Below are 24481 nucleotides of genomic sequence, written 5' to 3'. Positions count from 1 at the left end.
TTGCATTTAATTAAACTATTTTATCTAGAAAAAAATACTCATGAAAGTCTGAAATACAACATACACCAGCAATCCTGACAGCATGTACATGAAACCAGCCTTCTTTTTGCTCTGAAACAATCGGAGTATGCCAAGGCTGAACAGGGGCGCAAGCACAATCAGGAACAGGAGTACGGTGACAAACATTTGCGCCGAGATATCTGAAGTATCCACGTAGGTCACGCTTTTTTCACTCCGTTTCGTTATCGGAATTAACACAGCTGCATTCACATAGCCATGACAAAAATCACATAACCCCATTATACATCTGGATTTCTTTAACAAAAAGGGAGGAAATGGGGCAAAATGATGTCAATTTTCATCTGTTATTAGACGGAAACCCTTATTCTTCCTAGAAATTGGGAAATCGCAGAGTAAGCGGCACCAACACGGGTGGAACGGCTACCTAGAGCTGCCCACTCAATCTGCAAACTGCGGCGGTGATAAGGTAACGTACGCTCCTCAACAACTTGTTTTAACGCCGTTTCAATCCAGGGACCTGCTTCAGAGAGCGGGCCACCAATGATAATGCGTTCCGGGTTGAAACTGTTCACGATGTTGGTAATGCCAATCCCCAGTTTGCGCCCGATTGTGTCGTATAATGCCTGAACAGCCTCGTCGCCTTGCTCCGCATAATGAATAAGCTCTCGTGTGGTATGAGCAGGTAAGTTTAGCTGATGATCCGGATGCTCGTAGGCTTTTTCCGATGCATATAACTCCCAGCATCCACGATTACCGCAGGAGCAGGGCAGACCTTCCGCTTCAATGGACATATGGCCAGTTTCCCCAGCATAGCCCCACGCTCCTTTGTATAATTCACCATCTACCATGATGCCTGAACCAATTCCCATGCCTGCACTGATATAGATCATATGACGAACACCGATGCCTGCTCCAAAATTCAACTCTCCATGAGCGCCAGCATTGGCTTCATTATCGATAGTTACAGGTAGTTGGAATTCTTCTTCAAGCATGGAGCGCAGTGCTACCTTCTCCCACCCCAAGTTGGGTGCAAACAGGACCGTTCCTGCCTCATCAACCATGCCAGGCACTCCGATGCCAATGCCGATGACACCATGAGGGGAAGGAGGAGCTGCTTCAATGAGTTGCTTTGCCGCCAATTTCAATTGCTCCAGGACAGAGGATACATCATGATGTTCCAAGATAACGGCATACTCTGTGATGACGTGACCTTCCAGATCCGTCAGTACACCTTTCAAGTGGGTTACACTGAGTTCCAGTCCAACAGCATATCCCGATGTCCCTCGAAACAGTAACATGAGTGGTTTACGTCCGCCACTGGATTCTCCAGGGCCAATCTCCTCCAAGAGTTCATCGTTAATCAGATCGGCTACAAGGTTGGAAACCGTTGCTTTGTTGAGGCCTGTTAGTTCAGACACGCGCGCGCGGGAAAGAGGGGCATGCCGCCGGATCGTATCCAGCACGATCGACTTATTTATTTTTTTGACCAGCATCTGGTCTCCGGTAATTTTCATATGGTTAAGGCACTCCTATTCTTCTGATAAAAGGGTTCTGACCCACATCCGAAACAAGTTATTCGACTATTATAGCGTAAACAAACAGGCAAAAAACATTTTTATTTTTACTTTGTTTAACCAATAGACAAAGTATTATCGATGTGATAGGATAACGGTGTAAACGATTTCTTTAAAACTATTGAGGAGGCATTTTACACATGGCCTATTTTGAATCCGTTAATAAAATTACATTCGAAGGTAAAGATTCCAAGAATCCATTTGCTTTTAAACATTATAATCCGGAAGAAGTGGTAGCCGGCAAATCGATGGAAGAACATTTCCGTTTCGGTATGGCTTACTGGCATACATTAACTGCAGGCGGCAGTGACCCGTTTGGTGCGGAAACAGCTGTTCGTTCATGGGATAAATACTCAGGTCTGGACCTCGCGAAAGTTCGCGTGGAAGCGGCATTTGAATTTTTGGAAAAAATGAATCTTCCATACTTCTGTTTCCACGATGTAGACATCGCACCAGAAGGCAACAACCTGCGTGAATTCTACAGCAACATCGATACCATCGTTGGTCTGATTGAAGACCACATGAAATCCAGCGGCAAAAAACTGCTCTGGAACACAGCAAACATGTTTTCAAACCCACGCTTCATGTTTGGTGCAGCTTCCACTTGTAACGCAGACGTGTATGCTCACGCTGCAGCACAGATCAAGAAAGGTCTGGAAGTCGGTAAACGTCTGGGCGCTGAAAACTATGTATTCTGGGGCGGTCGTGAAGGTTACGACACATTGCTGAACACAGACATGCAACTGGAGCAAGACAACATTGCTCGCATGTTCCACATGGCTGTTGACTACGCGAAGGAAATTGGCTTTGACGCACAATTCCTGATCGAGCCTAAACCAAAAGAGCCAACAAAACACCAATATGATTATGATGCAGCAACTTCCATTGCTTTCTTGCAAAAATACGGTTTGGACAAACACTTCAAACTCAACCTGGAAGCGAACCACGCTACATTGGCTGGTCACACATTTGATCACGAAATTCGCGTTGCTCGTACAAACGGTATGCTCGGTTCCCTCGATGCGAACCAAGGTGATATGCTGATCGGTTGGGATACGGATGAGTTCCCGGTTGATATGTACGATGCTACATTGACGATGTATGAAGTATTGAAAAACGGCGGTATCGGCCGTGGTGGTGTGAACTTTGACGCTAAAGTACGTCGTGGTTCCTTCGAAGCAGACGATCTGTTCCTGGCACACATCGCAGGTATGGATACGTATGCGAAAGGTCTGAAAGTAGCAGCAAAACTGATCGAAGATCGCGTATTCGATGACTTCATCGAAAAACGTTACAGCAGCTTCAGCGAAGGCATTGGCGCAGATGTAGTTGCAGGTAAAGCAACACTGGCTTCCCTTGCTGAGTACGCGTTGAATAACGAAAACCCACGCAAAAATCAATCCGGACGTCAGGAATTGCTGAGAGCACAACTCAACCAGTACATCCTGGCTGACTAATAACGGATTAGGCAGGGTTGGTGCACGCCGACCACTGATGGTTACTCATATGTGGTTGGTGATTAACTAAGCCTGCCTTGCACAAGCTTGTACCACGGAACGCCTGAACAAGCATGACATTCGGACCGTCCCCGACTTTCCCTTGGGAAGACGTGGGCGGTTTTTGATTAAACAAATAACGCGGTTTTTAAATTTTTGATATAAATGAATAATTTGCATGCTAAACGAAGTGAGCAGAAAGGACCCGAGGAAGCGAAGCGGTCGCATTTATCCCCGGATTTCACCCTTGCTAAAGGGTATAAAGGAAATTTGGGGGTAACGGCGATCCGAGGGTTTTCTGATCACGGAGTGACTTCATGCTAAACAAGCTTCTTTTATATAACCATGTTAAGAAACGAGGGATATATATGAGTTACGTCATTGGCGTCGATCTAGGAACCAGTGCGGTCAAAACCGTACTGGTTAATCGTGAAGGAAAAGTGGCATTTGAAGCATCCGAGGCATACCCGTTGTACCAGCCCAAGGCTGGATACAGTGAACAAAATCCCGAAGATTGGGTAGAGCAGACAATTGTCTCCCTGCGCAAATTGCTGGAAGTCTCTGGCGTGCAGCCTTCGGAAATCGAAGGGTTGAGCTTCTCAGGCCAGATGCACGGACTGGTCTTGGTGGATGCTGAAGGTAAACCGCTGCGGAATGCAATCCTGTGGAACGATACACGCACAACGGCTCAGTGCCGCCGCATCGATAAAGTGCTGGATGGCAAGCTGTTAAGTATTGCCCGGAACCGTGCCCTTGAAGGCTTTACATTACCGAAAATTCTGTGGGTTCAGGAGAACGAGCCTGAATTGTTACAGCAAGCATCCTTGTTCCTGTTGCCAAAAGACTATGTGCGTTATCGTCTGACAGGGGATTACGCCATGGATTATTCCGATGCAGCGGGTACCTTGCTACTGGACGTTGCAGGCAAGCAGTGGAGCAACGAGATTGCAGAAGCATTCGAGCTGCCGATCTCCCTTTGTCCACGTCTCGTGGAATCGTTTGAGGAAGTGGGCACATTGCTGCCTGAGATTGCGGATCAAACGGGTCTGGCGACTGCGACGAAAGTATACGCAGGCGGTGCGGATAATGCGTGCGGTGCCATTGGCGCAGGCATTCTGAGTGAAGGACAGACGATGTGCAGCATCGGAACGTCCGGGGTTGTGCTTTCCTACGAAGAGCGCAAAGATCTCGATTTTGAAGGCAAAGTGCACTTTTTTAACCACGGAGAGAAAGATGCCTTCTATATTATGGGGGTAACGCTTGCGGCAGGATACAGCCTGTCCTGGTTCAAGGATACATTTGCAGCGGACAAATCATTTGATGTGTTCTTGCAGGGCATTGATCAGGTGCCGGCGGGCAGCAACGGATTGTTGTTCACACCTTATATCGTTGGGGAGCGTACACCTCACCCGGATGCGAATATTCGCGGTAGCTTTATCGGTATGGATGCGGGGCACAAGCTGGAGCACTTTGGACGCGCGGTAATGGAAGGCATTACATTCTCGCTGCGTGAGTCGATTGATATTTTGCGTGGTGCAGGTAAAACCGTGAATGAAGTCATCTCCATTGGTGGCGGTGCCAAAAATGAAGCCTGGTTGCAAATGCAGGCGGACGTCTTCAACGCCACAATTGTGAAGCTGGAGAGCGAACAGGGTCCTGCGATGGGTGCAGCAATGCTGGCCGCTTATGGATGTGGATGGTTCCCGTCCTTGCAGGAATGTGCAGCGGCGTTTATTCGTCCAGCGAAGTCCTATGAGCCGAATCCGGAAACGGTTGCGGTCTATGATGGACTGTTCGCACTCTACCAGGAAGTCTATGGACAGACACGTAGTCTCAATGATCGTTTGGCTGAATACCGTTAATTCATTTACTTCACTACATTAATCTCATGATTACATTAAAGCATCCGCGCAGGCGGGTGCTTTTTTTGTCGTTCATCTGGATTAATCTCATGAAAGGTTTTCTTGGCCTGCATATCCGCATTCTAGCTCTGCATAGATTGGAAATAGAGGATTGTGATTTGTCCAGGCATCGATGTTCGATGATTTTAATAGGTAGAAGCTTGAGCATGGGGGTGAAGCTTTGGATGAACAAAAGGAGCATGGAAGACCACATATCACCTTGTCGATGATCGTTCGTAATGAGGAGAATCGATATCTCAGGCAGGCTTTGGAGACACACCGTACCTGGATTGATCGTGCGGTCATCATTGATGACGGAAGCACAGACGGAACGGTCGCACTGTGCCGGGAACTTCTGGACGGTATTCCACTCGTATTAGTGGAGAATTCTGCTTCACGTTTTGCAGATGAGGTAAGCCTGAGAAAACAACAATGGGAAGAGACAGTGGCGACTGAACCGGAATGGATTTTAAATCTGGATGCAGATGAGATTCTAACCCGTGACTTTGGGGCTGTGCGCGATTTGTTGCTCAGTGGACATGAAGACGCCATCTATTTCAGATTGTTTGATATGTGGAGTGAGACGCATTACCGGGAAGATGAGTTTTGGCAGGCGCACGCTTATTATCGGCCATTTTTAATTCGGTATCACCCGGGTATGAGCTATGAATGGAAAGAAACTCCCCAGCATTGTGGTCGTTTTCCGTTAACAATCCAGCATTGGTCCTATGGATGTCATGCTCCCCGGGTGAAGCACTATGGTTGGGCTCGGGAAGAAGACCGTATTCGCAAATATGATCGCTATCAAGCACTGGACCCTGAAGCAAGATACGGCTGGAAGGAACAGTATGAATCGATATTGGATCAAGCGCCACGACTGTTGTTATGGTCCGAGAATGGAGAGGGGGAGTGAGGGAGTTGAAGAAAGATCAGGTACGCAAATCGCAAGAAGAATCCACACCTCAAATAGAGCCGTATTCCCAAGAAAAAGAGAATCAGAAAGAGAAGCAGAATGAGAAAACAAAAGAGAACCAGCATGTGAGCCAGAGTGAAAATCGACCGTCCAGACGTTCTGCTAAATCGCGGGAAACCCTTCAATCGGAAAAGCTTTCTGAGTCTGGACAGGAAAGAATACTGATCGCGAGCCCGGTTCGCCAGACCGCTGCGGTGCTCCGTGAATTTCTGGATTCTCTGCATGCACTGGAACGAACAACGGTGAAGACGGACTATCTGTTTGTAGACGATAACGAGGAAGAAGCCGCATCGAATATATTGCGTGAATTTGTGCTTCAGCATGAAGGGACGGTTATTCATACAGATGAACTTGACGGCAACAGTCCTCGCAACAAAGGGGTATACAACAAGGATGAGGGAGGCCACTATTGGCAGGATGAGCAGATTTGGCGCGTAGCTGGTTTGAAAAATCATATTCTGCAATATGCACGTGATAACCACTACGATGCGGTTTTCCTGATTGATTCTGACTTGGTGATGCATCCGCGGACGCTGGAGCAACTCGTATCGAGCGGCAAAGACATTGTATCCAATATCTTTTGGACCCGCTGGCAGCCGGGTGCAAGGGAGATGCCGCAGGTATGGTTGCAGGATGAGTATGCTTTGTATCGTCGCGGCGGCAAATCATCAGCCGGGAACGAGGCGGAAGACGAGGGGGCGCAAACGACTGCTTTTCTGAATCAGCTACGTGTCCCGGGTTGCTACGAAGTTGGAGGGCTGGGGGCATGTACGCTCATTCGCAAAAATGTTCTGGCAGCAGGGGTTTCCTATGACCAGATTCCGAATGTATCCTTCTGGGGCGAGGATCGTCATTTCTGCATCCGTGCTCAGGCACTGGGTTTTCGTTTGTTCGTTGATACACATCTTCCGGCCTATCACATCTATCGTCTGTCTGAGCTACCGGGGGTATCTGCCTTTAACCGCAGGGCCAGACGAGGCGAAGAGACGATCAGTATTACGCTGTGTATGATTGTGAAAAATGAAGAAGCTTCCCTCGCCAGATGTCTGGACTCGGTCAACGGTATTGCCGATGAGATTGTAATCGTTGATACCGGATCAACGGATCGTACCCGTCAGATCGCTTCCAGATATACGGATCGTATCGTTGATTTTGAATGGGTGGATGACTTTGCAGCAGCACGTAACTTTGCCTTCGATCAAGCAAAGAGTGAATATATTCTATGGCTGGATGCCGACGATGTGTTTGAAGCGGAAGACCGCGCCAAGCTAATTGCTTTGAAACGTTCGCTGGACCCGGATATTGATAGTGTCACGATGGATTACAATCTGTCATTCACAGCAGACGGCAAGGTCGCCTACAGCCTGCGCCGGAATCGTCTGGTGCGTCGAGATCGGCAATTTCGCTGGATTGGTGCGGTGCATGAATATCTGGCTGTAGCGGGCAATCTGCTGCATAGTGATGTGGCAGTTACCCATAAGAAAGACAAAGAATATACCGATCGGAATCTACGGATCTATCGCAAAAGGGAGCAGGCCGGAGAGGACTTCCCACCGCGCGACTTGTATTATTTCGGCAATGAATTAAAGGACCATGGACAACATGAGGATGCAGTGAAGTACTATGAGAAGTTTCTGGATTCCGGGCTGGGTTGGGTAGAAGATCAGATCGCTGCTTGCCAGAAAATTGCGGATTGTGAAGCCGCACGTGAACGTCCGGAACAGGAAGTAACGGCGTTGTTCCGATCGTTTGCCTATGATTTGCCAAGAGCCGAGATCTGCTGTCGATTGGGTGGTTATTTTGCCGACCGTGAAGATTATCGCAAAGCCCTGTTCTGGTACGAACAGGCGACTCGGGCTGTACGTCCGGATGATCCTATGGTAGTGCTGAATGAAGCAGCGTGGACCTGGATGCCGCATCTGCAACTATGTGTGTGTTATGACCGGATGGGTAACCGTGCCAAGGCGCGGGAACATAATGATATCGCACTCGCCTACCATCCAACACATCCGAGTATGTTATATAACGATCGTTACTTTAAAGATTTGGAGAAGGATAACGTCTTGGAAAATGCTTAGCATTTCCGATCAAAATGGATACCTCTTTTGTGGAATTGAGTGGGTGAATCAGCCCATGTTCCATGAAGAGGTTTTTTTACGTTGTGATAAAAGTACATCATAGAGTTGGTGACAGACGCATTCACTTCGGAAATGGATTAATGTATTTCATCAAGGGGAGGATATGCTTTACAATAATAGTAACGGAAAAGCGGTGAACATGATTGCCTGTCTTCGGCTGCCGAATTGATGAAGCAAGGGGAACTGGATATGAATCTGACGGAAGTATTATTGGAGTCGAGGCTGGTCGCGATTGTGCGTGGCATTAGCCGTGAAGCGGCAGTAACAGCTGGACAAGGTATGACGAGTGGTGGAATCAGACTGATGGAGGTCACACTGAACACGCCTGGAGCACATGATATTATTGCAGATTGGCGTGAGCGGCATGAAGGGAAGGCTTATGTTGGAGCGGGTACGGTACTGAATGTACAGATGGCCAAGGAAGCGGTCGCTGCAGGGGCACAATTTTTGGTGTCCCCCAATGTCGATCTGTCTGTAATTGAATATGCTGTAGAACATGGTATCGAGATCTGGCCTGGAGCCATGACACCCACAGAGATTGTCGCTGCTCATGAAGCGGGAGCACGAGTAGTGAAGCTGTTTCCAATGGCGAGTCTGGGCATTCCATATCTGCGGGAGATCAAAGCCCCACTGAATCATATTCCACTGCTGGCAACAGGTGGTGCCACACTGGAGAATATTGCTGATTATTATGCAGCAGGCGCTGCGGCAGTCGGTCTGGGAAGTGCACTTTTGCCACGAGAGGCTCTTGCTGCAGGAGATCATGAGCAGATTGCAGCCTGCGCACAGAAATTTGTGGAAGCAACGAAGGTGTAGGCACAGGCGACGGACGAGAGTTACGTAGATTTGGGTATATATATGAAGGTGGCTTTTAGAACTATTTTAGATCAATCGTTATCATAAATACCGATGTCGTTTAACGTGCCGTTCATTCTATTGTCTTATGATGGATGTATGCCAGAATTCGGAGAGGAGAGATGCCCTGTGAAAGCTAAAACAATGATTGGCGGCATGCTTGCCGTGGCCGCAGTAACGGCAGGTGGATTATGGAAGGCGGCTGTGAAGAGCCAGACACCCAAGAAGATTCCAATCACCCTGACGCCTCCAATGCCATTTGAGGATGTGACCTTTGACAGTGGGGGCGGTCGAGTGCATGGCTGGTTCATCCCGGCCAGAGCTGACATTCCGAAACCATGGCCGCTCGTTATTATTGCCCATGGCTGGGGCTCCAATCGCTCCCGTGTTCTTCGTTACGCACGTCCGATCTGGGAAGCAGGATATGCCCTGTTTATGTATGATGTTCGCAGTCACGGGGCCAGTGATCAGGTTCGTGCTGCATCTGCCTATTTGTTCCGGGATGATCTGCTGGCAGCATTGCAGTATACGACTGCACGACCAGAGATTGATGCGGATGCCATCGGAGTGCTTGGACATTCTTTGGGTGGACTGGGTACGATTCTTGCAGTGACGGAGGGAATACCTGTATCAGCAGTGATTACGGACTCGATGCCATCGCAATTTGAGGTAATCGTCAGTTCGGAGCTGAGACGTCGGCGTCTGCCCCTCTTTCCACTGGCCCAGTTAATTCCGAGAATCTGGTTCTGGCGATTGGGTGAATCTCTCAAATCCTATCGTCAGCGTGATCCGGTGATGATGCTTAATGAACGGCGCAGGGGAATGCAACTGCCGATGCTTATGGTGCACTCCAAGGGAGATAATTTCATTCCCCCGAGTGAGCTAGAATATTTTATGTCCAAAGCCGATCCGCCTGTGGAACATCTATGGGTCAACAGCGGAGGACACAGTTGTTCCGAGGAAGACCCTGTCTTTTGGGATACGGTTATTCCATTCTTGCAAACCCATGTCCAAGGTCGGTCTAAGTCGAACGATTCCACGATTGTGAGCAGTTAAACCAGATAGAATCAGGCCTACATAAGAGTGCAGGCTAACAGAGAAAACGCCAACGTGGTTGGCGTTTTTTTGCTGTTATGAACAATATGCAGAAATTCACATTTGTAAAATTGCCGGGAAAACGACCATTAAAAAGGAAGCTTATGGTATCATAGAATAGACTGGCAATATTCATGCGAGGTTATTTGCTATGCTTCTTTGTATGAAATTGAAGGGAGAGGTCCAGATTTGAGTTTGAATTGGAAGTTTAATGTACGTTTCAAAATGTTCGCAACCAAAGCAACAACGGCAGCGATGGCAACACTGCTACTTGCTTCGCAAACACCAGGTTTTGCAGGCAGCGCATCAGCCGCGAGAGCTGAACAGGTGACCGAAGCAACAACGGGGGATAATGAACAACTAGACGCAACGAGCAATGACGTGCCTGAGGGAGCAAAAATCTCATCCAGGCAAGCCAGTGAAAATATACTGAAGCTATTTCCTTTGTTAAAGAAAGCAAAAATCTCATCTGCACGATTCGATTCACCTAATTCTTACCCACCGCCAGACTACAAGGCATGGGAGATCGGGTTCCAGATCACACAAGGCAATCATACGTCAGGATTCAATGCAACGGTACATGCAGGCACAGGGGAAGTGTTAAGTGTACATTTGCCGTCGGATGTCATGGATAAGCATATCTCGGAATCGGATGTGAAGCTAACCAAAGCTGAAGCCGAAGAGAAGGCAGTGGCACTGTTGTACCAAGCGATTCCAGGTCTGAAGGACACGGAGTATGCTCCGCTTGGAGATCTGTATTCTTCCATTGAACAACAGTCATTGTTCGGCAGAACAGAGTACCGATATGCTTACCAGTTAAAACATGACGGATTGTTATCTGACGCAGAGACAGTCTACATAAATGTGGATGAAAGTGGTTTGGTGACAGGTTACTCACGAGGTACTACCGCAGCTAAGTATCCTTCATCGAAACCGGCAGCTTCAGAAGAGAAAGCCAGACAGCAGTTTGAAGAACAGTTCGATGTGGAGCTAGCTTATATCTCCAAAGACCGACTGTCTTCCAAACAGGGTCAGCAGTATTACCTTGGCTACACACCGAAAAATATCAGTATCGTTCCGATTGAGGCTAATACGTTGGAACGGATTAATACTTTAACAGGTAAAGCCGTAGATGAAGATTCTTTACAGCAGGATACGAAGTTGAAAGGTGATGTAACTCCTTTTGTCCCGGCTAAGGGTACGAGGTTAAATGTACAGCAGGCCGCCAATCGGGTGGCAACGAACTTTGATATTCCGAAAGGTTACAAGCTGGAGCACAGCCAGTTAAGTAAGGGATTGTACACAAGTCCGAACAATCAGGTGTGGAGTCTGAGCTGGAGTGATCGAAGTGCCAATATGTCCTATATGTTCATGCGGGATATCTCAGCACAGGTAGATGCAGTTACAGGACAGATCTACAGCTATACAATGATGCAACGAATGGGACCGGAGATGGAGCAGGAGAAGCCAACTGAAGAGAAGGCAGAGAAGTTGGTAACCCGGAAACAGGCTGAGAAACTGGCGATGAACACGGTTATTGCGCTAGTTCCAGATGCAACGGAGCAGTTCCGGTTGGCTAACGTTATTGAGATAGACGATGCCCGCACCTTTATGTTCCAACGGTATCTGAACGGAATTCCGGTTAAGGATGATACGGCACAAGTACAGGTGTTGAACAACGGAACAGTTAACGAATTCTATACGCGTATTGCCGCTACGCCTGAACAACTGCCAGCAGAGAAAGAGCCAGCTATCAGTTACGATGAGGCAAAGGCAATCTATCTGGAAGAGTTCAAGCTGGTTCTGGCGTATTCGCGTTACGGTGGATGGGGTACGAACAGCGGTGAAATCATACCGGTGGGAGTTAACCTGGCTTATATGCCTACACGAGATGATCATTCGATCTACGGCAACTATGAAGTGCTGGATGCTAACACAGGAGAATGGACGTTGTTATACGGGGACACAAGCTCTGTAGCCAAGGCCGATCCCACGGATATTTCCGGCCATGTGGCCGAAGCAGCTCTTCGTAATATGATGCAGCATGGCGTGTTGCTTGCGGATGAGCAGGGACGTGTATTCCCGGATCGTGTGATCACCCGAGGTGACTGGTTTAACTATTTGGCAAGAGCGATTAACCCGAATATGGATCTCTACTATAGTGGGGACGGAGATGACAAGCTGTACGCTGATGTGACGCCTGACAGCCCGTATTATAAGGCAGTTCGGGCATTAATTGATCAGCGCTGGCTTGCCGGAGCGGACCCTGAACAGAATTTGAATCCGCAAGAAGAGATGACACGTGAAGAATTGGCAGTGCTACTTGTACGTATTTTACGCTATGAGAAACTGGCCGGATTCTACACGTTGCCATCGGATCTTCCCAACATTGCGGATGCCAGTGCCATTACGAGCAAGGGAGCGGTTTCCCTGAGTTTGAAGCTCGGCTTGCTTCCTTCGATTGAAGGACGATTCATGCCTGCACGCAAAGTGACGGTAGCTGAAGCATCACAGGTATTGGAACGGCTTGCCAAGCTTCAAGGCAAGACAGATACGTTTATGAGTGGTAATCGTCTGTATTAGACGAGGAATGACGCATATCGTGCCCGTGTGAATCATAGGATGAAGATAACGGGTAATCGTGATTCATTGAACTGAAGATCAGAGGGACCTTCCATTGAAGGTCTCTTTTGATTTGCTTTGACAAAACTAGAAGAATGACGACAGAGCCTTTTGTGATACAATAGGGCGTGAGAACTTTGCAAAGAGGGGTGGGTTCCTTTCATGGGTAAGAACGGGAAACGAATGTTCACCATATTGCTGGCAGGCTGTCTGATTGCTGTAGCGTTACCACGTACGGTTGATCTGGATCAGCTGTATGCTGCATCGGGTACATCAGATATATCTACGGCTACGGATCTGCGCCAGACCTTGCTTACGGCAATGTCACAGCGAACGGAGGAACTTGTTTTTACATACAAAGGCAATGTGAAAGGCCTGAAAAAACAATTGCAAACCTCCATCGATGAGGCAATGAAGAGTGACCCCTATATTCAATATACCGTTAAAAGTTATGCATTTAATTATAAAGGTTCCAATGTGTCGGCCGAAGTACATGTGACGCTCTCCTACCGGGAGACCAAGGAACAGACCGATTATGTGAATCGTAAAGTCACGAACGTGTTGAAAGAAATCATCAAACCAGGCATGACGGATCATGAGAAGGTCAAGGTTATCCATGATTGGATTGTGCTTAACCTTTCCTATGATACCTCTCTGAAGAAATATACGGCCTACGACGGGCTTGTTACAGGCAGTACCGTCTGTCAGGGATATTCACTGCTGGCTTATCGGATGCTGGAGCGAGTGGGCATTGATAATCGGATTGTGGAAGGCACAGCAGGTGGACAGCTTCATGCCTGGAATATCGTCAACCTGGACGGCAAGTGGTATCACATGGATACCACCTGGGATGATCCAACCCCTGACCGCAAAGGTAAGGTAAGCCACAGCTATTATCTGCTCAGCGATGATGAGATGGCACGTGACCATATCTGGACAGGCAAAAGCAAGTACCCTGCTGCGTCAGCTCCTTATCGGGAAGCTTTATTGAAGCTGGTGAAGGCCGGAGATAGCAAAAAGGCTGCCTATCAGAAGCTGTACCACGCTCTCGACTATTCCCTGTATGATGAAAAGGATGCGGTTAAAGGCCATGCTGCGCTGAAGACCAAGGTTCAAAGCACGCTGAAGGAAGGCGGAACCTCGCTCACATTCAGGTACAAGGGTACTGAGGCTGGGCTGATTGAAGATTTGCAGGGTTTGTACCAGCTTGGCATGAAATCGATTTCCTATTATGTGTCCAAAATGGAAGGTACCACAGATTTACGCGTTAAAATTAACTGGAAACTTTAACAAACGTTTTTGAACAGGACGCTCCGTTTGAGGAGCGTTCTTTTTTGTGTTCAATGACAAGGGTTTATAGGTTGTCTATTTTTTGTATATGTCGCTTTGCTATTCTAATCTTCGGCGTAAGCCAACACTACGTTAGAGGAGGAAATGCAAAAAATGAGGAAAAAAGTGAGCATAGTGATCATTGCTCTATTGCTGGTCACGCAAATGATGCAGGGTTGGATATTTACACCAACGATGCATGCTCAGGATGAAATGACTAATTTGCCAGCCAGTGCAATGAGCGATACAGCATCAGAAGAAGGTTCGGCAGTTTCGGGAGAGGGAAACAACGGTGACGCTGCTACTCTGGAAGAAGATGCGAGTACTCCAGGAGATCAGGCAGGAAATGCGATGCGTTTGCTTAATGCATCCGCAGGCTCTGAGATCAAGGAAGATTTAATTACAAGTGTACAAATGTACAATCAAGTACCTGAAGTGGTAAACGGAACGGTTCAGCCTCAAGGGGATGAAATTGAGACAGTCAGACCAAGTATCAAGGATGAGGTAGCTGTGTTCTTTAAATGGGCACTACCAAACGATTCCCATGGTTATGGAGACGGATCTACGTACACGTTCGACCTCCCAGACAAGTTCAAGATTGAATCGCAATTAACAGGAACACTGGATGGTGATGTTGGGGAATATGTGGTGAATCCCGATGGTACGGTCACGTTTACGTTTAATGATCAAATCGTTGGTTCGGAATTAAAAGGTAACTTTTACGTTTGGATCAAGTTTGACGAGAGCAAGATGGACGGTGGCTTGAAGCAACCGATAGATTTTAGCTCTAGTGGGCAAGGCATAATTAATGTACACTTTGCTAACACGGCCAAGGATGAACTCACGAAATCAGGCTTTGCAAATAATAACAATTTCAACTCAGATGAAATTAACTGGACGGTTGACTTTAATCAAGGGGAAAAGGAAATCAAAAATGCCTCTCTGATGGACACACTTCCGCAAGGTCTGGAACTCAAAGGGAATATTGAGATTCGTGAATTACAGGTTCAATTGAACGGAACTGTCAAAGAAGGAGCTATAGACCGAACAGCAACTCAATTTCCAATTAACTTCGGCAATATCGAGAAAGCTTACCGGGTGACATACACAACGAGTATTAAAGCCCCGACGAGCGGATCTTTTACTAACGTTCCATATGAAAATAAGGTAGAACTTACAGGGGATCAGATGGATAAAGAAACAGACACCGATAGGGTAACTGTAAGCTTTAATGAGCCGTTGAATAAATCCGGGCAAGATAGTACGTATGATCCGGTGACCCAGACGATCACATGGAAAGTACAATATAATTACAATCAACAAGCTATCACTCAGACGAATGCATGGATTGAAGACCGTTTTGATACTGCAAAACAGGAATTGGTTCCAGGTTCGGTAAAAGTAAATCAAGTGAATATTGATTCTAGTGGAAAGCCTGCGGGGACTACTCTGTTAGCTCCAGAATCTTATACACTGCAAGGAGTTGGTACAGGCTTCGATGAAGGATTAAAGCTACAATTTAAGAATGGCATCGCCGAGGCTTATGAAATTGAATATCAAACCCAAGCGATTGACCGTGTGTATGCAGACACTACCGTATCCAATACGGTGAAGATGTATGATGACACTTCGAAAGAAGGAAAAAGAGATATTCAGGAAGTTATTTTTGCAAAGAGCGTAAAAAGTGAAAACTTCAACACAAAAGAAATCGAATGGCAGATTGTGTTGAACCGTGATTTGAAGGAAATGACGGACATCGTTATTACAGACAATTACGAAGGTAGAAATATGAAACTGATTCCGGGCAGTCTGCAAATTAGTGGAGAGCAAGCGGATCAGTTTGAGGCTGAGCCAGAAGCTGGTTCAGGTGATCTTAACTTTGAAAAAGGCTTCTCTCTTCAATTGAAGGCTGGTGGTATGATTGATAAAGAACATGTAATCACGTACAAAACCAGCTTTGATCCAACGGCAGGTATGCCAACGAATAATGAATATCGTAACGAAGCTACTTTGAATTGGAACGAAGCGAATGTACCTCAAGCTTCGATTACCAAATCGGCTGTGGTCAAACCACAAAGTTATACGATTGAGAACGGTAATAAAAAAGGCGAATATAGCGCTAAAGATAAAACGATCACCTGGACGATCGATGTGAATTATAATTTATATGAGATCCAGAATGCTATTCTCAAGGATGCGTATACAGGTAATCAATCTTTTGTAGACGGATCTTTAAAAGTGAACAAGCTCAAGCTGGAGGGAGAGAATAATGTCACTGCGATTGGTGATGAGGTTACTCCTGCAGCAGGGGATTTCAAATTGAACACTGACGGAAAGGGCTTTGCTTTAGACCTCGGCAACATAGGAAAAGAAGCCTATCGAATCGTATATAAGACCAGTTTGGATGGGGCATATGATGTTGATGGCACATACTCCAATCATGCAACGCTGAACGATGGCCTTGGCGGCCCATTGCGATTCGAAAAATCAGTGTCTGTGACACCCGCTCATGGTGGGATATACGTTCACAAAACAGGACAGCAGATCGGCTCAAGTGATAAAGCTTCCTGGACTGTTAATATCAACCCAAGCCAATCCTATATTACAGCAGGTTCCGTATTAACAGACACGTTATCGGATAACCAAATTTTGCTTGCCGATACGTTGAAGTTATATGCGACCAATCTGCCAGCAAACAACTCTGGCACTATATCGACCAAGGCAGGTATGGTTGATTCCAATGAGTATGAACTGGTTGTGGAGGATAACACCTTTACATTCACCTTTAAGAATGAAATGAGAACCGCTTTTATTTTGGAATATCAATCCTTTATTAATGCCGATAGTGGTGCAAGAATAGAGAATAATGTTCAGTTTGCAGGTCAATCGTCCTCAGTGACGGGTTCAGATCAGCAGAGTGGAATTCGTGTTTCCATGGCGGGTGCTGGCGGTGGTGCATCTACGGGTGTAGGTAAATTGAAAATTCACAAAGTCGATGATGCAAGTCTTCCACTGGAGGGAGCGGTGTTCGCGATCTATAATGCTTCGGGAACTACGCTTCTGGAAACATTGAAACCAACGGATGTGAAGGGTGAGACGAGCACCTCTCGAAACTACAGATTACATGCAACCGATGGTGTAGCCTATAAGTTGAAGGAAGTTTCAGCACCAGCGGGATACTTGATTGATGCAGACTATGGTGCTATTGCCGGTAAAACGATCCTCTTTATGGATGCTGACGCATCATTTGAAGTGGTTAACGAGAAAATTCGTCAAGGTTTCCAATTAACCAAGGTGGATGCTACTGACAGTATAAAAACGCTAAAAGGTGCAACATTCGAATTGTACCTGCTAAATGGTCAAACCAGACAGTTGATCAATACGATAACTTCGGGTGAGGATGGAAAGATCGGAGCAACAGATCTGGAGCCAGGGGATTATGAATTGATTGAGGTCGAGGCACCTGAATTCTATCAACTGGATTCAACGCCTATACCTCTTACGATTGTAGCCAATCAAACACAGATTGTTACGCTCACACAAACCAATACGCAGGGTACGAATGCTAAGCTGTTGGTAACTAAAGTGAACGCTAAGGATCAATCCGTGTTAGCTGGAATTGAATTCGAACTGCATGACAGTACAAATGCGGTGGTTGACACACGGGTTACGGATATAAACGGGGTTATTGAATTTGATAACTTGGCCTATGGTTCATATACATTGGTAGAAACCAAGGCCGAAGGCTTTGTGATTGAACAGCCCGAGATGGTTGTATCTATTACCAAACCGGAAACCCAATTGACCATTGCAAATAAAGAAAATGATCGTTCTGTAAAATTGATTAAATACAATGCGGGTCGAACTCAGCATCTTCAAGGAGCTGTATTTGAATTACGTGCCCAAACTGCATTGATGGACGCAAATGGGAATTGGGAGTTCCACAAGGTAACAGGTCTAGATGAAGCTACACTGACAACCAATCAACAAGGTGAAATTGTACTTGAAGACTTGGATATCAATAATTATCAGTTGGTTGAAATAAAAGCGCCTAATGGATATATCTTGGACACAACACCAGTACCATTTGAAATTACGAACATACAAACCGAAGCTGTAGTTGTAGAAAAAACAAATCAGGTTATCCCAGTATCAGGTGGATCGAGTGGACCTTATAATCCGGGAACACCTACTACGGGTGTAACACCAGACCCGGAAAAACCAGTAACACTGGAACCAGGAACGCCAGGACCGTCGGTTCCAGGCACGGTTATTACTGAACCTACAGAACCTACAGAACCTGACGACGGAACCGAAATTCCAACAGATGAAGATAACGGAGTAGCTCCTCCTTCACCTGGCGTTTCGAACGGTGATAACACTGCACCTCCAGCTGGGGATACAGAGACACAGGGTGGAAATAGTGCATTGGCACCTCCTGCTGGAACGGACACAGATGGGGCACAGGGGACTGGGAATTCTGCATCACAGCAGGCCGGAAACTCTGGATCAGAGGGAATGCTGCCGCAGACAGGTGAAAAGAGCACATTGGCTTTCACTGTTACAGGCATGATGCTGATGGCATTAGGTAGTGCGGGATACGCCTACTTCAGACGTAGACAATCGTTTCAACGCTAGATCGCAGCACGTAATGCAGAAACAGATCATATTCAGATAAAAATACCCTCTAGCTTTCACAACGGTGACTCAGAGTCACCGTGTGAATATACTAGAGGGTGTTTTATTGGCTAAAACCTTAGGGAGGATCAAAATCCGGCAACATCCGGATTCACTTCAATGGCTCTTACAATTAGCCGATGTGTTGGATTGATGAGTGGATCACAGGTGATCAAGGTGAGGACTTGTCCGAGCCCCGGGTCTTCCAATACAGACAAGTCATTCGGCTCCACAACGGAGATCTGATCTACCTTGTACCGGATAATCGTTCGATCTGCCAGAGTGACCTCCATTGAATCACCAATCTGGAGTTCCCCCAGGCGATTGAACAGTCGTCCTTTTTTGTGGGCGCGATGAGCGGCTATGGCTGCATTACCTTTGTTTCCAATGCTGGTAGTTTCCACAAGATGGGTTGCAGCTACCTTCATATGGTCTTCCGTTGCACCCTCCAGAATCGGTAAGCGGACATCAATCTTGTCAATCGATAGTACCCCCAACGTATCCGAAGAGGCTTCCTGCACTGTACCTGTATTGTCAGCAGTCGGCTCGGTAGAAGCTGCATCCTGTATACCTTGTTCGAAGGAGTGATTCAGCTTAGACAAGCCGTTTTGCAACTGCTCCAGATCGTTCATGACCTGGGTTTGCTGCCAGTCATAATACGTTTCCCGCAGGAAAGGCAAGCTGATGATCAGAACGCCCAGCAGGATGAGCAGGATAGAGAATTTTTTCATTATGCATCAACTCCCGTTGTCCAAGAAAAATAATGTACCTTTCTCTATTGTACTTACCGACCTATACAAAATATGGACAGGGACGAAAGGGCATAGAGGAATGTTCATAGGGAGAGCCGTCCCAAAATAAAATATCCCCGTATCACCACGGGGATGTTTTATTATATGGAGTCGGATCGAATCAGCTGTATAAGTTAAACTAACCATTTACATGAGAACGTAGAGGACAGAAATAGCGTGAAGAAGCGAAGCTAAAAGCTTTCTGCAAGAAAGCTCCTTCGTAAGCATACGCTTCGCCTTTATCCCCAGATTTTTACCTTTGTAAAAGTGAATCAAAAAATCTGGGGATAACAGCGATCGGAAGGTTATTCTGTCATCGAAGTGGCAAGTGTAAAATTGCTTCGTTAGTGCTTATCAGCTGGTGAATCGGTAGGTGTAAAATCACATTCCTGTAGAGGCACCACTTTGGTCTTTTTGATCCATTTGTAACCCAGCCACAGCACCAGGAACAGCGGTACGCTCAAGTAAGCGACGATGGCTCCACTCCAGTCGATCTGGTCACCCGTGAATGCCTGGTAGTTCTGTCCGATGATCACGACGATACACAGGACAAAAGCGAAGATCGGCCCAAACGGGAACCAACGTGCCCGGTAAGGCAGATCGCTCAGGTCTCTGCCTTGTGCAACGTATGCACGGCGGAAGCGATAATGACTTATGGCGATTCCCAGCCAAGTGATAAATCCGCACATCCCGGATGCATTCAGCAACCAGGTATACACAATGCCATCGCCGAACAGGGAAGCCAAGAATGCCAACATACCAACGGCTGTCGTGAGCAACAGGGCATTCATGGGAATACCCTTTTTGTTCAACTTGCCGAGGAAGCGAGGGGCTTTACCATCTCGGGCAAGGGCGTAGAGAACCCGGCTAGAAGCATACATACCTGAATTACCAGCAGAGAGTACGGAAGTTAGAATGACGGCATTCATGACGGAAGCCGCAATGGCGAGTCCAGCTTTCTCAAACACTAACGTGAACGGGCTAACCCCGATATTTTCCAAATCACCTTTGAGCAGGTTCGGATGAGTGTACGGGATGATCAGACTGATCACGGTAATCGCCAAAATGTAAAAAATCAGAATGCGCCAGAATACCTGACGAATCGCACGGGGAACATTCTCGCGCGGGTTTTCACTTTCACCCGCGGCTACACCGATAAGCTCTGTACCTTGGAATGAGAATCCAGCGGCCATGAATACACCAAGCACGGCGAAGAATCCGCCATGAATAGGCGCATCACCGATGGTGAAGTTACTGAAACCAACCGCTTCTCCGCCTATAATACCGAAGATCATGAGCACGCCAACGGCCAGGAAGATGATAACGGTAGCTACTTTGATAATGGCGAACCAGTATTCGGACTCCCCGTAGCCTTTGACCGACAGGATGTTCAAGGCAAAAATCAGCACGAGGAATAACAAGCTCCATAACATGGATGAACTGTCGGGGAACCAGTATTTAATGAGTACTGTAGCGGCAGCAAGCTCTGCTGCAATGGTTACCGCCCAGTTGTACCAGAAGTTCCAGCCCATGGCGAATCCGAGGGCGGGATCGACAAAACGTGCGGCATACGTATTAAATGAACCGGAGTCCGGCATAAAGGTAGCAAGCTCACCAAGGCTGGTCATTAGGAAATAGACCATGATGCCCACAGCCGCATAGGCAATTAAAGCTCCACCAGGGCCTGCGGTTGAGATGGCGGTACCACTTGCGAGGAACAGCCCGGTACCAATGGAGCCACCGAGGGCGATCATCGTCATATGGCGTGCGCGTAATCCTTTTTTCAGGGAAGGTCCAGTTGTTGTTGGGTTACTACGGTCTTGCATGGAAACACTCCTTCATTCGATATACTGATGTTTGCAATACTTGACTTCATAAACAAAAAAGACCACAGGCATCAGCCTGCGGTCTCTATATTCAATGTCCGCACCATGTCCCAGATGATTAAGATAGCTCAACACAGAAGAATTCATACCTCCATAAGAGGAAATGTACTTCCGTGACAGTTCTGCGCCTTTCGACAGCAGCCCCAGCCCACCGGACCGTATAAGGAACGTCCAGTTAGCTTCGGCGGGTACACCTTTCGGCTGATCTCATAAGCGGCTCCTTAGCGCCTCCATCAGCGTACTGATCGCACCCGCGACCTCTACCTCACCATCAATGGATGAGGTGTATCTATTGTCTATGAAATTATAATCAACACAACTTAACACGATGTGTCCTGTTTAGTAAACAGACAATCAGTATAACGCGCATGGTTTTCCAGTGCAATAACAATAGTTGGATGTGAGGTCTGAGGGACGACTACTCCTCTTTTTTGTTACGGCCAGCCATCTGCTGCCATACCGTTCCAGCAGCTTGTTCGCCCGATTCGATCCGCTCCAGAGCCATCTTAGCCTGTAGGCTGACTTCAAATTCGGGATCATCGGCTGCAACTCGCAAGGCTTGTTCTGCTTCTTCTGTTCCGACCTCATATAGAAAACGAGCTGCACGCCAGCGTACAAGTTTACTTTTATCGGATAACGTTGCTGTCATGGCTGGAGTGGCGGCAGGATCACCGATATCCGACAAGGTATCCCCCGCAGTACGGCGTACCGCAGGAGAACTGTCTTGGAGTGCTTCATACAGCAATTCCATCGCTTCCGGTGTACGAATGTCACCCAGGTATACCACGGCCAAGCGGCGGATCTGCATTTTGTTGTCATGCAGAGCATGTGCTACGAGGGGCAGTCTTTCGGTGGTAGGCTCCATGCCGTCAAAAGCCGCATAGCGAACATTCCAGTCCTCGTTTCGCAGAGCCTCTTCAAGTTCGGCTCCATCCAATTCACGACGGCGCTCGACGAACTCTTCTGATTTGGTACCATGTTCAATGGCCTGTTGGATGACCTGCTCCAGTCGTTCTGGCGGATAAGCAGCTTCTAATTCCTGCTCGACTTCACGAGCAATATCAGGCAATTCACCATATCGAACACCGTAATCGCTCAGTTTGCGTTCTTTGATCATCGTCGCACTGGCGACTTCCGTCACGGCTTTGACAAAGCGGTCCGACAACGAGATTCGTTCTTCCTTGACCCCGGCCTTGACCCGGATCTGCATCGGTACGCCTCGGAAGAATTGCACGAATACCTGTGCTTCTCCGAAGTGCTCGCCTGAACCATCTTCGGATTCAATCCAGTCCAGATCAATGCCTTGCTGTCCAAGGCGATTTTGGACTTCCCCCAAAATGACGGACCAGTCTGCATTGCCTTTACGGTCAAGTGCTACAAAGTCTGTTGTGTGGAATACACTCTTTACGCCGGGAATATGAAGCATCTGGCGAATGAACGCCGGAGCGGATCGTTCGTTGTCCAGTGTATATGTTTTGCGAATTCCGTCCTCCAGACGTTCATCGAGATGCAGCATCATCGTATTTGGACTCGGTGTTGGTTCAATGGAAACAATATTCATCAGTGTAACCTCCTATAATACCAGATTCATCCTTAACTTCCCGTAAGTTAAATCACACGGGTATTTCTCTATTTTACATCAATGTGTGGAATCTGCGAAATCATCGAGACACAAAGTGCACGAGAATGACACTTTATGTGAAGAAGTACGAAATTTGTTAACACTTCTTTCATGTTCACGCACAAACATTTTTAAACGAAAATTGGCACAATAATAAGAAGAAACAACTGGAGGTTATACCTATGGAACCCATTACCGTGCTTTCGGATGGAAAACGTCGTATTGCATATGAAAATATTATTCAATTGTTTAGGGAATGGATGGCTGATGCACCATCCGGTTCAATAATAGAAACACACCGGGGAAGTTGGGAAAACTCCCGTTATTGTATTGTTGATTATCAGATTGCGGAAGAAGCAGTGTCAGCGGCAAATGCTATTCGGGCTTTTATGCCGCAGATTCCGTTGTTGGTCATTACGGATTTCAAATCGCTGATTCGGAAGCGACACCTGCAACTGATTACAGGTACAGGTGAGATGAAGATGATCCTCTGGAACGAGCAAGAACCAGATCAGCTGATCAAAGACATGGAGCAGTGGCTGCATCCCTCTGTATATGAATCACAAATAGCCATACCTCCCATCTTATCCATGAGATAAGAGAGGGATATGGCCAAAGGTTTTTAACTTTAATGTTACGATCGAATTAGATCACATATTTGTAGCCTGTTCCCCACACCGTTTTGATATAACGGGGGTTCTTGGGATCAGGCTCAATTTTTTTACGCAGGCTTGAGATATGAACATCAATGGTACGATCCAGATAGGCACGTTCGGAGCCTTTGATCCGATCCATCAGCTCATTGCGGGTGAACACTTTACCTGGATTCCGGTACAATTCCTTCATTATTTCAAACTCAATATGAGTGACCTCGATCTCAACGCCATCCACAAACAGGGTTCTTCTGTACTCATTTACATTCACATGTCCAGTAACCTCGGCCTGCTTGTCTTCTTTAGCTGGTTTATCCTGATAGGAAATGATGGATCTGCGTAGCAGCGCTTTAATTCTGGCGTCCAGCTCTTTGAGGCTGAATGGCTTGCACAGAAAGTCATCCGCACCATTATGTAAAGCACGAAGTCGATCATTCAGCATCGTGCTTGCTGAGATCATTAGAATCGGCACAGTGGAGTGCTGGCGAAAGGCTTCTACAAGAGCATTGCCATCCGTTTCAGGAAGCATCAGGTCTGTTACAACAATGTCAGGCTGGAATTGTGGGAACAGTTGAAGTGCCTCGCGGGCATGATGAACCCGTTCCGTGATGTATCCTTCCTCCTCAAGAAAGAAAGCAATCATGTCAGCCAGATTTTTCTCATCTTCTATAAGAAGTACTTTGATCGTCATAGAGTCACACTCCTGGTGAAAATAATGTGTTAAGAAAATACTAAAAAAAAGCTGTGATTTGCTAAGAAATACTGCAAAAATTTTAATGTTTCTATTCCAGAATATAGAATGTATATGTAGATGGAAAGCAGGCTTTTTAGATGAACTTCAATATTTTA

General features: G+C 46.9%; 16 protein-coding genes and 1 riboswitch. Of the genes, 10 read left to right on the top strand and 6 right to left on the bottom strand.

The genetic code is table 11. The features are described 5' to 3' along the window. Positions 1-24 precede the first annotated feature (24 nt). Both MHI06_RS25250 and MHI06_RS25245 read right to left on the bottom strand, forming a co-directional pair. A complete protein-coding gene (locus tag MHI06_RS25250; RefSeq protein WP_017692236.1) occupies positions 25-222 on the bottom strand; it encodes a hypothetical protein in 198 nt (65 codons plus the stop codon). 146 nt (positions 223-368) lie between these two features. Continuing rightward, a complete protein-coding gene (locus MHI06_RS25245) occupies positions 369-1535 on the bottom strand; it encodes an ROK family transcriptional regulator (protein ID WP_340399483.1) in 1167 nt (388 codons plus the stop codon). 200 nt (positions 1536-1735) lie between these two features. Here MHI06_RS25245 and xylA point away from each other — a divergent pair, with 200 nt between their 5' ends. The 9 genes from xylA to MHI06_RS25200 all read left to right on the top strand — a co-directional run bounded on the left by xylA (position 1736) and on the right by MHI06_RS25200 (position 18642). Beyond that, on the top strand, positions 1736-3052 hold the full coding sequence (xylA, locus tag MHI06_RS25240) for a xylose isomerase (RefSeq protein WP_062836441.1): 1317 nt from the start codon (positions 1736-1738) through the stop codon (positions 3050-3052). Between the two features lie 407 nt (positions 3053-3459). After that, the gene (xylB, locus tag MHI06_RS25235; RefSeq protein ID WP_340399482.1) at positions 3460-4953 is read left to right on the top strand and encodes a xylulokinase; all 1494 of its coding nucleotides are present in this window, start codon (positions 3460-3462) and stop codon (positions 4951-4953) included. Between the two features lie 220 nt (positions 4954-5173). After that, positions 5174-5905: a glycosyltransferase family 2 protein gene (locus MHI06_RS25230; RefSeq protein WP_340399481.1), complete on the top strand. Its 732-nt coding sequence runs from the start codon at positions 5174-5176 to the stop codon at positions 5903-5905. Then, positions 5902-8043: a glycosyltransferase gene (locus MHI06_RS25225; RefSeq protein ID WP_340399480.1), complete on the top strand. Its 2142-nt coding sequence runs from the start codon at positions 5902-5904 to the stop codon at positions 8041-8043. The genes MHI06_RS25230 and MHI06_RS25225 overlap by 4 nt, the downstream gene beginning before the upstream one ends. A 249-nt stretch (positions 8044-8292) precedes the next feature. Next, positions 8293-8919 (top strand): bifunctional 4-hydroxy-2-oxoglutarate aldolase/2-dehydro-3-deoxy-phosphogluconate aldolase, encoded by a 627-nt coding sequence (locus tag MHI06_RS25220; protein WP_340399479.1) that lies wholly within the window; start codon positions 8293-8295, stop codon positions 8917-8919. Between the two features lie 168 nt (positions 8920-9087). Beyond that, on the top strand, positions 9088-10014 hold the full coding sequence (locus MHI06_RS25215) for an alpha/beta fold hydrolase (RefSeq protein WP_340399478.1): 927 nt from the start codon (positions 9088-9090) through the stop codon (positions 10012-10014). 228 nt (positions 10015-10242) lie between these two features. Next, positions 10243-12636, top strand: coding sequence for an S-layer homology domain-containing protein (locus MHI06_RS25210; protein WP_340399477.1), 2394 nt, complete (start codon positions 10243-10245; stop codon positions 12634-12636). Between the two features lie 201 nt (positions 12637-12837). Next, positions 12838-13965 (top strand): transglutaminase domain-containing protein, encoded by a 1128-nt coding sequence (locus MHI06_RS25205; RefSeq protein WP_340399476.1) that lies wholly within the window; start codon positions 12838-12840, stop codon positions 13963-13965. 153 nt (positions 13966-14118) lie between these two features. After that, entirely contained in the window at positions 14119-18642 is a 4524-nt protein-coding gene (locus tag MHI06_RS25200; RefSeq protein WP_340399475.1) for a collagen binding domain-containing protein, read from the top strand. Positions 18643-18770: 128 nt separating this feature from the next. Here the strand turns inward: MHI06_RS25200 and MHI06_RS25195 are convergent, their stop codons facing one another. The 3 genes from MHI06_RS25195 to MHI06_RS25185 form a co-directional block, all read right to left on the bottom strand. Continuing rightward, complete coding sequence (locus MHI06_RS25195; RefSeq protein ID WP_340399474.1) at positions 18771-19412, bottom strand: class D sortase; 642 nt, start codon at positions 19410-19412, stop codon at positions 18771-18773. Between the two features lie 404 nt (positions 19413-19816). Next, a complete protein-coding gene (locus MHI06_RS25190) occupies positions 19817-21298 on the bottom strand; it encodes an amino acid permease (protein ID WP_340399473.1) in 1482 nt (493 codons plus the stop codon). Between the two features lie 116 nt (positions 21299-21414). After that, positions 21415-21629: riboswitch (Lysine riboswitch) on the bottom strand. A 147-nt stretch (positions 21630-21776) separates the two neighbouring features. Further along, the gene (locus MHI06_RS25185; RefSeq protein WP_340399472.1) at positions 21777-22919 is read right to left on the bottom strand and encodes a virulence factor; all 1143 of its coding nucleotides are present in this window, start codon (positions 22917-22919) and stop codon (positions 21777-21779) included. Between the two features lie 242 nt (positions 22920-23161). On the opposite strand from MHI06_RS25185, the gene MHI06_RS25180 reads away from it, so the two are divergent. Then, positions 23162-23578, top strand: coding sequence for a hypothetical protein (locus tag MHI06_RS25180; RefSeq protein WP_169481472.1), 417 nt, complete (start codon positions 23162-23164; stop codon positions 23576-23578). A gap of 46 nt (positions 23579-23624) precedes the next feature. Here the strand turns inward: MHI06_RS25180 and MHI06_RS25175 are convergent, their stop codons facing one another. Beyond that, positions 23625-24323, bottom strand: coding sequence for a response regulator transcription factor (locus MHI06_RS25175; RefSeq protein ID WP_169481473.1), 699 nt, complete (start codon positions 24321-24323; stop codon positions 23625-23627). Positions 24324-24481: the final 158 nt, after the last annotated feature.

It is taken from the genome of Paenibacillus sp. FSL H8-0079, from assembly GCF_037991315.1.
Taxonomy (GTDB): domain Bacteria; phylum Bacillota; class Bacilli; order Paenibacillales; family Paenibacillaceae; genus Paenibacillus.
Note: the sequence above shows the minus strand (reverse complement) of the source record. Positions and strands in the feature narration are given on the sequence as shown.

What these genes read in the sequence shown, in the direction of transcription:
- xylB (WP_340399482.1), top strand. Translation starts at nt 3,460, where the DNA reads ATGAGTTACGTCATTGGCGTCGATCTAGGAACCAGTGCGGTCAAAACC.
- MHI06_RS25185 (WP_340399472.1), bottom strand. Translation starts at nt 22,919, where the DNA reads ATGAATATTGTTTCCATTGAACCAACACCGAGTCCAAATACGATGATG.
- MHI06_RS25190 (WP_340399473.1), bottom strand. Translation starts at nt 21,298, where the DNA reads ATGCAAGACCGTAGTAACCCAACAACAACTGGACCTTCCCTGAAAAAA.
- MHI06_RS25245 (WP_340399483.1), bottom strand. Translation starts at nt 1,535, where the DNA reads ATGAAAATTACCGGAGACCAGATGCTGGTCAAAAAAATAAATAAGTCG.
- MHI06_RS25205 (WP_340399476.1), top strand. Translation starts at nt 12,838, where the DNA reads ATGGGTAAGAACGGGAAACGAATGTTCACCATATTGCTGGCAGGCTGT.
- MHI06_RS25175 (WP_169481473.1), bottom strand. Translation starts at nt 24,323, where the DNA reads ATGACGATCAAAGTACTTCTTATAGAAGATGAGAAAAATCTGGCTGAC.
- MHI06_RS25220 (WP_340399479.1), top strand. Translation starts at nt 8,293, where the DNA reads ATGAATCTGACGGAAGTATTATTGGAGTCGAGGCTGGTCGCGATTGTG.
- MHI06_RS25195 (WP_340399474.1), bottom strand. Translation starts at nt 19,412, where the DNA reads ATGAAAAAATTCTCTATCCTGCTCATCCTGCTGGGCGTTCTGATCATC.
- MHI06_RS25200 (WP_340399475.1), top strand. Translation starts at nt 14,119, where the DNA reads ATGAGGAAAAAAGTGAGCATAGTGATCATTGCTCTATTGCTGGTCACG.
- xylA (WP_062836441.1), top strand. Translation starts at nt 1,736, where the DNA reads ATGGCCTATTTTGAATCCGTTAATAAAATTACATTCGAAGGTAAAGAT.
- MHI06_RS25180 (WP_169481472.1), top strand. Translation starts at nt 23,162, where the DNA reads ATGGAACCCATTACCGTGCTTTCGGATGGAAAACGTCGTATTGCATAT.